Genomic DNA, 9,434 nt, shown 5'->3' with positions numbered 1-9,434 from the left:
TCGCGGGTTGCCGCCAACCCGGGCACGGCGTCATCGCCGAGCGCTCCGAGGGCTCCGCCGCCTCGTGCAAGGGCGCGCGGGTCGCCCGCACCCAGCGCGGCGAGCAGGCCGGCGCCGGCGTCGTTCGTGCCGCTGCCGCCGAGCCCCACGACGATCCGCGTGGCCCCGGCCGCGAGCGCCGCGTCGATGAGTTGTCCGACCCCGAAGGTCGACGTCAGCCGGGGGTCCCGTTCGTCGGCCCCGAGCAGGTGCAGCCCACAGGCTTGCGCCGCCTCCACGTATGCCGTGCGCGCACCTTCCTCGTCGCGCACCAGCAGGCTCGCGGGCACCTCGCGACCCAGCGGGTCCGAGACCGGCACGACGACCAGGTCGCCACCCCGGGCATCGTGGAGGACATCGACGAAACCGGGCCCGCCGTCGCTGAGGGGCAGGCGGTCGATGTGGTCATCCGGTGCGGACCGATGCCAGCCTTCCGCGATGGCTCGCGCCGCCTGCTCGGCCGTGAGGGTCCCGGTGAAGCAGTCCGGGGCGATGAGGACGCGCACGCGGCCAGTCTTGCACTGTGGCGCCATCGGCGAGGGTGAGCCCCTTGCGTCCGGCAACCCGGTTGGCATGCCGTCCACTCGCCGGACGCAACGAGAGGGTGAGGGGCCGACGCCGCGGCATACGCGATTGTGTGAAGATCGGAGCGTGACCGACACGGCCAGCCGCCCCAAGCTCCCCCTGCTCGTCCTGGGCCAGGGCACCGACCTGCACACCGAGCGTGGGGTCGAGTGTCCCGGCGACCTCCCCCCGGCCTCCGACCCGGAACTGGTCGAGCGCGCGCGGGCGGCCAAGGCGGCCCTGGGTGATCGGGTCTTCGTGCTCGGCCACCACTACCAACGCGACGAGGTCATCGAGTTCGCCGACACGACGGGCGACTCCTTCAAGCTCGCCAAGGAGGCAGCAGCCCGGCCCGATGCACCGTGGATCGTCTTCTGCGGGGTCCACTTCATGGCCGAATCGGCCGACATCCTCACCAGCGACGACCAGACAGTGATCCTGCCCGACCTCGCCGCCGGCTGCTCGATGGCCGACATGGCCGCGATCGACCAGGTCGAGGACTGCTGGGACGACCTGGTCGAGGCCGGGATCGCCGACCGGGTCGTGCCCGTGACCTACATGAACTCCTCCGCCGCGATCAAGGCCTTCACCGGCCGCCACGGGGGCACCATCTGCACGTCCTCCAACGCCAGGACCGCGTTGACCTGGGCGTTGGACAAGGCCGGTGACGGAGGCAAGGTGCTCTTCCTGCCCGACCAGCACCTTGGCCGCAACACCTATGCCCGTGACCTCGGAGGACCGCTGGAGGACTGTGTCGTCTGGGACCCGCACAAGCCGATGGGCGGGCTGACCCCCGAGCAACTCGACGCAGCGACGATGATCCTGTGGCGCGGGCACTGCTCGGTGCACGGGCGCTTCTCGGTGGAGGCGGTCGAGGCGGCCCGCCGGGATATCCCGGGCGTCAAGGTGATCGTCCACCCAGAGTGCCGCCACGAGGTCGTCGAGCTCGCCGACGAGGTCGGATCCACCGAGAAGATCATCAAGACCATCGCCGCCGCACCCGCAGGCACCAAATGGGTGGTCGGCACCGAACTCAACCTCGTGCGCCGACTCGGTCAGCAGTTCCCCGAGCAGCAGATCAGCTTCCTGGAGAAAAATGTCTGCTACTGCTCGACGATGAACCGCATCGACCTGCCCCACCTCGTCTGGGCGCTGGAGTCGCTCGTCGAGGGTCGGGTCGTCAACCCGATCCGTGTTGACCCCGACGTCGCGCACCACGCGCGGATCGCCCTGGACCAGATGCTTGCGCTGCCGGGCGAGACCCACAAGGACTAGGCGGCCCCTCCCCCGCCCCCTGTCCTCCCCCGCGGGTGTCCATCAGTCGGGCGGGCGCACCACCCGCCCGCGATTTGCTCCCTCTCGACGTGTGACGGGGGCGGGGTGAAGGGACAGAGGGACCGGTGGAGAGAGGCAGGGAGGGCTGGAGGGAGAAAGTGCAGCGAGGTTAGGGCTCAGCCCCGCGGCAACGCCCCCAGCCGCGCCAGCAGCACGGCCTCGGCGACGCAGACCTTCTCGAACTCCCCCAGGTGCAACGACTCGTTGGCGCCATGGGCTCGCGCGTCCGGGTCCTCGACGCCGGTGACGAGGATGGCCGCCTGCGGGAACTTCTCGGCAAAGGCCGCCACGAACGGGATCGACCCGCCGACGCCGATGTCGACCGGCTGCACACCCCAGGCATCGGCGAAGGCCGCGCGCGCCTGGTCATAGACCGGCCCCTGGGCGTGCGCCACGAAGCCGTTGCCCCGATCGTCGAGGTGGACCTCGACCCGCGCTCCCCACGGGGCATGGTCGAGCAGGTGCTTCTTGAGCGCCTCGAAGCCGTCGAGGTCGAACTCGTCCGGGGCCAGCCGCATCGAGATCTTCGCGCTCGCCGTCGGGACCAGCGTGTTCGAGGATGTCGCCACGGTGGGGGCGTCGATGCCGATGGTCGTGATCGACGGCTTGGTCCAGGTCCGCGACAGGATCGACCCGGAGCCGATCAGGTCGACACCGTCGAGCAGGCCGGACTCGGCACGCAGTCGCGCCTCTTCGTAGTCGAGGTCGGCGGCCACACCCTCCTTGAGGCCGACCACCGCGACATTGCCGGTGTCGTCGTGCATGGTCGCCAACAGGCGCACCAAGGCCGTGATCGCGTCCGGCACCGGACCCCCGAACATGCCCGAGTGGATCCCGTGGTCGAGGGTGGTCACCGTGACCACGACACGGATCATGCCGCGCAGGGTCGTCGTGAGCGCCGGCTCACCGATGGCCCAGTTGGTCGAGTCCGCGAGCACGATCGCGTCGGCGCGCAGCTTCTCGCCATGCCGTTCGAGGATCGTGGGCAGCGAGTCGGACCCGATCTCCTCCTCACCCTCGACGAAGACCGTGACCCCGACGGGCAGCTTCCCCGTGTGCGCCCGCAGCGCCGCCAGATGGGCCATGATCCCGGCCTTGTCGTCGGCCGCGCCCCGGCCGTAGAGGCGACCATCGCGTTCGGTCGGCTCGAAGGGTGGGCTGTCCCAGAGGGCGTCGTCGCCGGGCGGCTGCACGTCGTGGTGGGCATAGAGCATGACGGTCGGGGCTCCCTCGGGCCCGTCGATGTGGGCGATGACGGCCGGTCGACCCCCCTCCCGCACGATCTCGACCGTCAGCCCCTCCGCCTCGAGCAAGGCCGCCGTCGCCTCGGCCGAGGCCTCGACCTGGGCCTGGTCGAAGGCGTCCAGGGACACACTCGGGATCCGAGCCAGTGCCTCGAGGTCGACACGCACCCGTGGCATGAGGTCGTGCACTCTGGCGCGGAGGGCGTCGACGGTGTCGGCGGACAGGATGTCGGTGGTGGGGGTGTCGCTCACCCGCCCCACCCTAGGGCGGCGCACCGGGCGACGGGAGTGCGCGGCATACACTCTGCTGGTGTTCGGACGGAAGAAGACCACCAACGAGGAGCTGGCCGACAAGGCGCTCCACCCCGAGCGTGAGGGTGCCAAGAACCGCCCCACGCCCAAGCGGCGCGACCAGGAGGCCGCCCGCAAGCAGCCGTTGGTGGTGACCGACCGCAAGAAGGCACGCGGGGTCGACAAGGCCAAGCGCCAGGAGGCCTTCGCTCGCCAGCGACAGGCCATGGTGACCGGCGACGACCGTTACCTCCCGGTCCGCGACAAGGGCCCGGAGAAGCGCTACATCCGCGACTATGTCGACGCGCGATGGAGCCTGGGCGAATTCATGCTGCCGGTGATGCTCGTGGTGCTCGCGCTCTCCTTCATCCGGCAGAGTTGGGCGATGACGATCGTCTTCGTCCTCGTCTACGGCCTGATCATCTTCGCCGTCCTGGACTGCGTCATCATGTGGCGCCGCCTCAAGAAACTGATCATCGCGAAGTTCGGCAGTTCCCCGGCCGGCGGTGGCATGTATGCCGCCTTGCGCGTCTTCCAGATGCGCCGCACGCGGATGCCACGCCCGCAGGTCGCGCGCGGCGCCTACCCGAGCTGACCTACCAGGAGCCGCCGGAGCCGCTCGCCGGCGGTTCGAGGCTCATCGGACCGTAGACCTCTGCTCCGTCCCGCTTGAGGGTCACGGCCTTGACGCCCTCGCCGAAGAGGTCGGGCCAGGTCTCCCCCAGCCAACTCTCGGCATCGGACTGCGTGGGGAACTCGGTCCCCGTCGTCGACTCTCCGTCGACCTCGCCGCCGTCGGCGTCGAGGAAGTTCCAGGTCCACTTCTCACTCATCGTCGCTCCTGCTCGCTCGGTATGCCGCGGGGTTCAGTTCGCGCGGACGCCGACCTCGACGAAGGGCGGCTTGGTCACGGTCGCCGGGATCGCGCGGCCGCGTACGTCGATCACGACCTCGTCACCCAAGCTGACCGAGCGGTCGCAGAGGGCGAGCGCGATGCCCTGCTTCAGGGTGGGGCTGAAGGTGCCGGACGTGACCTCGCCGATGACGTTGCCGTCGGCGTCCTTGACCTCGCAGTGGCTGCGCGGGATGCCGCGACCGGTGACGAGCAGGCCACGGGTCAGGCGTGTGTTCTTGGCAGCGCGCTCGGCAGCGAGCGATTCCTTCCCCCAGAAGGACTCCTTGTCCCAGCCGACCGCCCAGGCCGCGCCGGCCATGACGGGTGTGATGTCGAGCGACAGGTCATTGCCATGCAGTGGGTAACCCATCTCGGTCCGCAGGGTGTCGCGCGCACCGAGACCACACGGCATACCCCCTTGCGCGCGGACCTCGGCCAGGAGCGCGTCCCACACCGAGCCCGTGACATCCCAGGCCGGGACGATCTCGTAGCCACGTTCGCCCGTGTACCCCGTGCGACAGACGATGACCGGCAGGCCTTCCCAGTCGACCTCGACGAACGACATGTACTCATGGTCGACCGGCAGGCCCAGGGCCTCGAGCACCTCGTCGGATTTCGTGCCCTGGACGGCGATGACGCCGTAGTCGCGGTGGAGGTTCTCGACGGTGATGCCCTCCGGCGCGGCGGCCGTGAGCAACTCCACGACCTTGGTCGTGTTGGCCGCATTGGGGATGAGGAAGACGTCGTCATCGCCCCGCAGGTACTGAATCAGGTCGTCGACGACCCCACCGGTTTCGGTGCAGCACATCGTGTATTGCGCCTTGCCCGGCGCGATCCGGCCCAGGTCGTTGGTGAGGCAGGAGTTGACGAAGTCCTTGGCGCCCGGGCCCGAGACGCGAGCCTTGCCCAGGTGCGAGACGTCGAAGATGCCGACCCGCTCACGGACGGCGGTGTGCTCGGCGACGACCCCACCCCCGGGATACTCGATCGGCATGTCCCACCCGCCGAAGTCGGCCATCTTCGCGCCGAGCGCGACGTGTCGGTCATGGATCGGGGAGGTCAGTTGCGTCGCCATGTCCCGAACCTATCGCGGTCCTGCTCGCTAGAGTGCCCGGACAGGCATCCCCGGACCAAGGAGCACACACCCGTGCCGACACTGACCGTCACCACCCGCACGCCGGCCGACATCGCGGCGGACTCCGTCGTCGTGGCATCGATCGAGGGCAAGGACGGGGCCCTCCTGGCCCCGGGGCATGGTCTACCGTCGACCGCGGCCGTGCACCTGGAGGCGATGCTCGCCGACCTCGACGCCAAGGGCTCGGCCGGTGAGGTCGGTCGCTTTGCGTCGGTGCCCGGTGTCAAGGCGAGGAGTGTCACGGTCACCGGGCTCGGCAAGGAGGTCACCGGCGAAGCGCTGCGCGCCGCCGCGGCAGATGCCGTCAGGGCATTGCGCAGCAAGAAGCACGTCGTGCTCGCCCTGCCCACGGCGGACCTGACGGCACTGGCCGCGGCCGCCGACGGAGCCGCTGGCGGCGGCTATTGCTTCGCCAAGATCGGCGCCAAGGCCGACACCACGGCCGTGCAGAAGATCACCGTGGTCTCGACGCTCGGGGCGGGCAAGGGCGTCAAGGACGCGGTGGCTCGCGCCGAGGTCATCGGCCGCGCCCGTGACTGGACGCGCGACCTGGTCAACACTCCGCCCAACGTCCTCTACCCGGCGTCCTTCGAGGCCGCCGCCAAGGACCGCGCCAAGGCCAGCCCTGCCAAGGTCACCGTCACCTCACTCGACGAGAAGGCTCTGGCCAAGGGCGGTTTCGGTGGCATCGTCGGTGTCGGACAGGGATCGGCCAACCCGCCCCGCATCGTCACGATGTCGTGGAAGCCGGCCAAGGCCAAGGCGTCGATCGCGCTGGTCGGCAAGGGGATCACCTTCGACTCCGGTGGCCTCTGCATCAAACCGTCGGCCGGCATGCTGACCATGAAGTCGGACATGGCCGGTGCCGCCGCCGTGGCCGCTGCGGTCATGGCCGCCGCCGAGCTCGATCTTCCCGTGGCCGTGACCGGCTACCTCTGCCTGGCCGAGAACATGCCGAGCGGCACGGCCCAACGCCCCAGTGACGTCGTGACCATGCGCAACAGGTCGACCGTCGAGATCATCGACACCGACGCCGAGGGTCGCATGGTGCTCGGCGACGGCCTGTGCCTGGCTGCCGAGAAGAAGCCGGACGCGATCATCGACATCGCGACCCTGACCGGTGCCCAGATGGTCGCCCTGGGCAATCTCGTCGCCGGTGTCATGGCCAACGACGACTCCTTCCGCGACCGGGTCGTGCTCGCCGGAGCCACTGCGGGCGAGCCGTCATGGCCGATGCCACTGCCCGAAAGCCTCCGCAAGGGCCTGGAGTCGCAGACCGCGGACATCGCCCACAAGGCCGATCGTTGGGGCGGCATGCTGACCGCCGGTCTCTTCCTGTCGACCTTCGTGCCCGAGGGCACTCCGTGGGCCCACATCGACATCGCCGGCCCGTCGTTCAACGAGGGCGGCCCGCTCGGCATGGCACCCAAGGGCGGCACGGGCTACGGCGTCGCCTCCCTCGTCGCCCTCATCGAGCAGTACGCCTGAACGACCACGGGTCGGGGCGGACGCGCGTCCGACCCGACCCGTGGTTCGCTGGTGCCTCAGCCCGACTTGCGGCGGAACTGTTGCTGGCGCGCGCTCGTCTCGGGACCGTGGGCCTGGTCGACCTTGCCCCCGTCCCCACCTCGGGAGACATCTGCTCCCCCGTGGGCGTGCTTCTTCTCCAGCGCCTCGCGGAACTTGCGCTTGACGTCGTCACTGGCCGGGGTGTGCCCGCTGGTGCCACTCATGCGGTCCTCCTCTCCCGCCGCGCCGGCGGTCTCGCGTGGTCCCCAACCTTTCACGTATGCCGCGGGGTCGTCCACCGCTTTCCCCGCCCGTCCCACCGACATTCGATGACAAGATGCAGGCACACCCCGATTGCCCTGAGGAGACGCATGCCGGCCACCGCCGATGCCCCCGACACCTACGACCTGGTCATCCTGGGCGGTGGCAGCGGCGGCTACGCGTGCGCGCTGCGGGCTGCCCAACTCGGCCTGTCCGTCGCCCTCGTCGAGCGTGACAAGTTGGGTGGGACGTGCCTGCACCGCGGCTGCATCCCCACCAAGGCCCTGCTGCACGCCGCGGAGGTCGCCGACGAGACCCGCCATGCAGCGTCGATCGGCGTCAACGCCGTCCTCGAGGGCATCGACCTCGACAAGGTCCTGTCCTACCAACAAGGTGTCGTCGGCCGCCTCCACAAGGGACTGCAGGGACTGGTCGCCTCGGCCGCGATCACCTATGTCGAAGGCGGCGGTCGGCTCGTCGACGCTCAGACCGTGGCAGTCGGGGACCGAATCCTGACGGGCCGCCACCTGGTCCTGGCCACGGGATCCCAGCCTCGATCCCTTCCCGGCCTCGAGATCAGCGGCCGCATCGTGACGTCCGACCAGGCGCTCGGCCTGACCGAGTTGCCCGAGCGCGTCGTGGTGCTCGGCGGAGGCGTGATCGGCGTCGAGTTCGCGTCCGTCTTCGCCTCCTTCGGTGCCCAGGTCACCGTCGTCGAGGCCCTCGACCGACTCGTCCCCGCGGAGGAACCCAGCATCAGCGCCCAACTCACCCGGGCCTTCCGCAAGCGCAAGATCACCGTCCGCACCGGCGCTCGCTTCAGCGGGGCCACCCAGGGCGAGGACGGCGTCTCAGTCACCCTCGAGGACGGCACGACCATCGAGGCCGACCTGCTGCTCGTGGCCGTCGGGCGCGGTCCGGTGAGCGAGGGTCTGGGCTACGAGCAGGCCGGCATCGTCGTGGATCGCGGGTTCGTCCCCACCGACGAGCGGCTGCGCACCAATGTCGAGAACGTGTATGCCGTGGGCGACCTCGTCCCCGGCCTCCAGTTGGCCCATCGAGGCTTCGCGCACGGCATCTTCGTTGCCGAGCAGATCGCCGGCCTCTCACCGACACCGGTGGACGACACCCTCATTCCGAAGGTCACCTACTGCGATCCGGAGATCGCGTCGGTGGGGCTGACCGAGGAGCGCGCGCGCGCGGCATACGGCGACGAGGTGCAGACCTATGACTACAACCTCGGCGGCAACGGCAAGAGCCAGATCCTGGGCACCCAGGGCTTCGTGCGGCTGGTGCGACGCACCGATGGTCCCGTCGTCGGAATCCACATGATCGGGGCCAGGGTCGGGGAGCAGATCGGCGAGGCACAACTCATCGTCTCGTGGGAGGCTCACCCCGAGGATGTCGCCAGCCTGATCCATGCCCACCCGACCCAGAACGAAGCCCTGGGCGAGGCTCATCTGGCGCTCGCCGGAAAGCCGCTCCATGCCCATGCCTAGACCGACCGGCCGACAACTAGCATGGTGACCGCCGTCACCTACGAAGGAGAACCGAGCACATGTCTGAACGCGTGACCATGCCCGCCCTGGGAGAGTCCGTCACCGAAGGGACCGTCACCCGCTGGCTCAAGGCTGTGGGCGAGCGCGTCGAGGTCGATGAGCCACTCCTCGAGGTCTCGACCGACAAGGTCGACACCGAGATCCCCTCGCCGGTGGCGGGGGTGCTCGAGGAGATCTTGGTTCAGGAGGACGACACGGTCCCAGTCGGTGCCGATCTCGCGGTCATCGGTGACGGTTCCGGTGGCGGCGACCAGGAGCAGGCTCCCGCGGCCCAGGAGGAGCCCGCCGAAGCACCGGCGGACAACTCGGGCCAGAGCGGTGACGGCGACGCGATCGACGACGCCCAGGACGCGAACGAGGTCGCGCCGGCCGGGGACCAGTGCGGCCAGGAACCGGCCCAGCCCTCGACCGAGGCGGCTCCCCCGCAGCAGGCAACGGCCGACACCGGCTCCGGCGGCGGCGAGGTCAGCGGGGGCACGACGGTGACGATGCCCGCGCTCGGCGAGTCGGTCACCGAGGGCACCATCACACGGTGGCTCAAGGCCGAGGGCGACGATGTCGCCGTCGACGAGCCACTCCTTGAGGTCTCGACCGACAAGGTC

Annotated in this window: 10 protein-coding genes; 5 read left to right on the top strand and 5 right to left on the bottom strand. The window is 69.8% G+C overall.

Annotation, left to right across the window (positions count from 1 at the left end; genetic code table 11):
* Nucleotides 1-545: glycerate kinase (locus tag BN10_RS02370; RefSeq protein WP_040750783.1), on the bottom strand; the 545-nt coding region annotated here is incomplete at its 3' end.
* A gap of 145 nt (nucleotides 546-690) precedes the next feature.
* Between BN10_RS02370 and nadA the strand changes: the two genes are divergently transcribed.
* Entirely contained in the window at nucleotides 691-1,878 is a 1,188-nt protein-coding gene (gene nadA, locus BN10_RS02365; protein ID WP_010849551.1) for a quinolinate synthase NadA, read from the top strand.
* 176 nt (nucleotides 1,879-2,054) lie between these two features.
* Here the strand turns inward: nadA and BN10_RS02360 are convergent, their stop codons facing one another.
* Nucleotides 2,055-3,434, bottom strand: a complete 1,380-nt coding sequence (locus BN10_RS02360) for a dipeptidase (protein ID WP_010849550.1) — start codon at nucleotides 3,432-3,434, stop codon at nucleotides 2,055-2,057.
* Between the two features lie 58 nt (nucleotides 3,435-3,492).
* On the opposite strand from BN10_RS02360, the gene BN10_RS02355 reads away from it, so the two are divergent.
* The gene (locus BN10_RS02355) at nucleotides 3,493-4,068 is read left to right on the top strand and encodes a DUF3043 domain-containing protein (protein ID WP_010849549.1); all 576 of its coding nucleotides are present in this window, start codon (nucleotides 3,493-3,495) and stop codon (nucleotides 4,066-4,068) included.
* Between the two features lies 1 nt (nucleotide 4,069).
* Here BN10_RS02355 and BN10_RS02350 read toward each other — a convergent pair whose 3' ends face one another.
* Together BN10_RS02350 and gcvT are read right to left on the bottom strand one after the other, a co-directional pair.
* Nucleotides 4,070-4,306, bottom strand: coding sequence for a hypothetical protein (locus tag BN10_RS02350; protein WP_010849548.1), 237 nt, complete (start codon nucleotides 4,304-4,306; stop codon nucleotides 4,070-4,072).
* Between the two features lie 33 nt (nucleotides 4,307-4,339).
* Nucleotides 4,340-5,443 (bottom strand): glycine cleavage system aminomethyltransferase GcvT, encoded by a 1,104-nt coding sequence (gene gcvT, locus BN10_RS02345; RefSeq protein WP_010849547.1) that lies wholly within the window; start codon nucleotides 5,441-5,443, stop codon nucleotides 4,340-4,342.
* Between the two features lie 72 nt (nucleotides 5,444-5,515).
* On the opposite strand from gcvT, the gene BN10_RS02340 reads away from it, so the two are divergent.
* Nucleotides 5,516-6,991, top strand: a complete 1,476-nt coding sequence (locus tag BN10_RS02340; protein WP_010849546.1) for a leucyl aminopeptidase — start codon at nucleotides 5,516-5,518, stop codon at nucleotides 6,989-6,991.
* A gap of 56 nt (nucleotides 6,992-7,047) precedes the next feature.
* Here BN10_RS02340 and BN10_RS02335 read toward each other — a convergent pair whose 3' ends face one another.
* A complete protein-coding gene (locus BN10_RS02335; RefSeq protein WP_010849545.1) occupies nucleotides 7,048-7,236 on the bottom strand; it encodes a DUF5302 domain-containing protein in 189 nt (62 codons plus the stop codon).
* 147 nt (nucleotides 7,237-7,383) lie between these two features.
* Here BN10_RS02335 and lpdA point away from each other — a divergent pair, with 147 nt between their 5' ends.
* Together lpdA and BN10_RS02325 are read left to right on the top strand one after the other, a co-directional pair.
* Complete coding sequence (gene lpdA / locus BN10_RS02330; RefSeq protein WP_010849544.1) at nucleotides 7,384-8,772, top strand: dihydrolipoyl dehydrogenase; 1,389 nt, start codon at nucleotides 7,384-7,386, stop codon at nucleotides 8,770-8,772.
* Between the two features lie 59 nt (nucleotides 8,773-8,831).
* A partial coding sequence (locus BN10_RS02325) for a biotin/lipoyl-containing protein (RefSeq protein WP_040750772.1) occupies nucleotides 8,832-9,434 on the top strand: 603 nt, incomplete at its 3' end.

This window comes from Phycicoccus elongatus Lp2 (genome assembly GCF_000367525.1).
Lineage (GTDB): Bacteria > Actinomycetota > Actinomycetes > Actinomycetales > Dermatophilaceae > Phycicoccus_A > Phycicoccus_A elongatus.
The sequence above is the reverse complement of the archived record's forward strand: the minus strand, read 5'-3'. Positions and strand labels throughout refer to the sequence as shown.

What these genes read in the sequence shown, in the direction of transcription:
- BN10_RS02350 (WP_010849548.1), bottom strand. Translation starts at nt 4,306, where the DNA reads ATGAGTGAGAAGTGGACCTGGAACTTCCTCGACGCCGACGGCGGCGAG.
- gcvT (WP_010849547.1), bottom strand. Translation starts at nt 5,443, where the DNA reads ATGGCGACGCAACTGACCTCCCCGATCCATGACCGACACGTCGCGCTC.
- BN10_RS02335 (WP_010849545.1), bottom strand. Translation starts at nt 7,236, where the DNA reads ATGAGTGGCACCAGCGGGCACACCCCGGCCAGTGACGACGTCAAGCGC.
- lpdA (WP_010849544.1), top strand. Translation starts at nt 7,384, where the DNA reads ATGCCGGCCACCGCCGATGCCCCCGACACCTACGACCTGGTCATCCTG.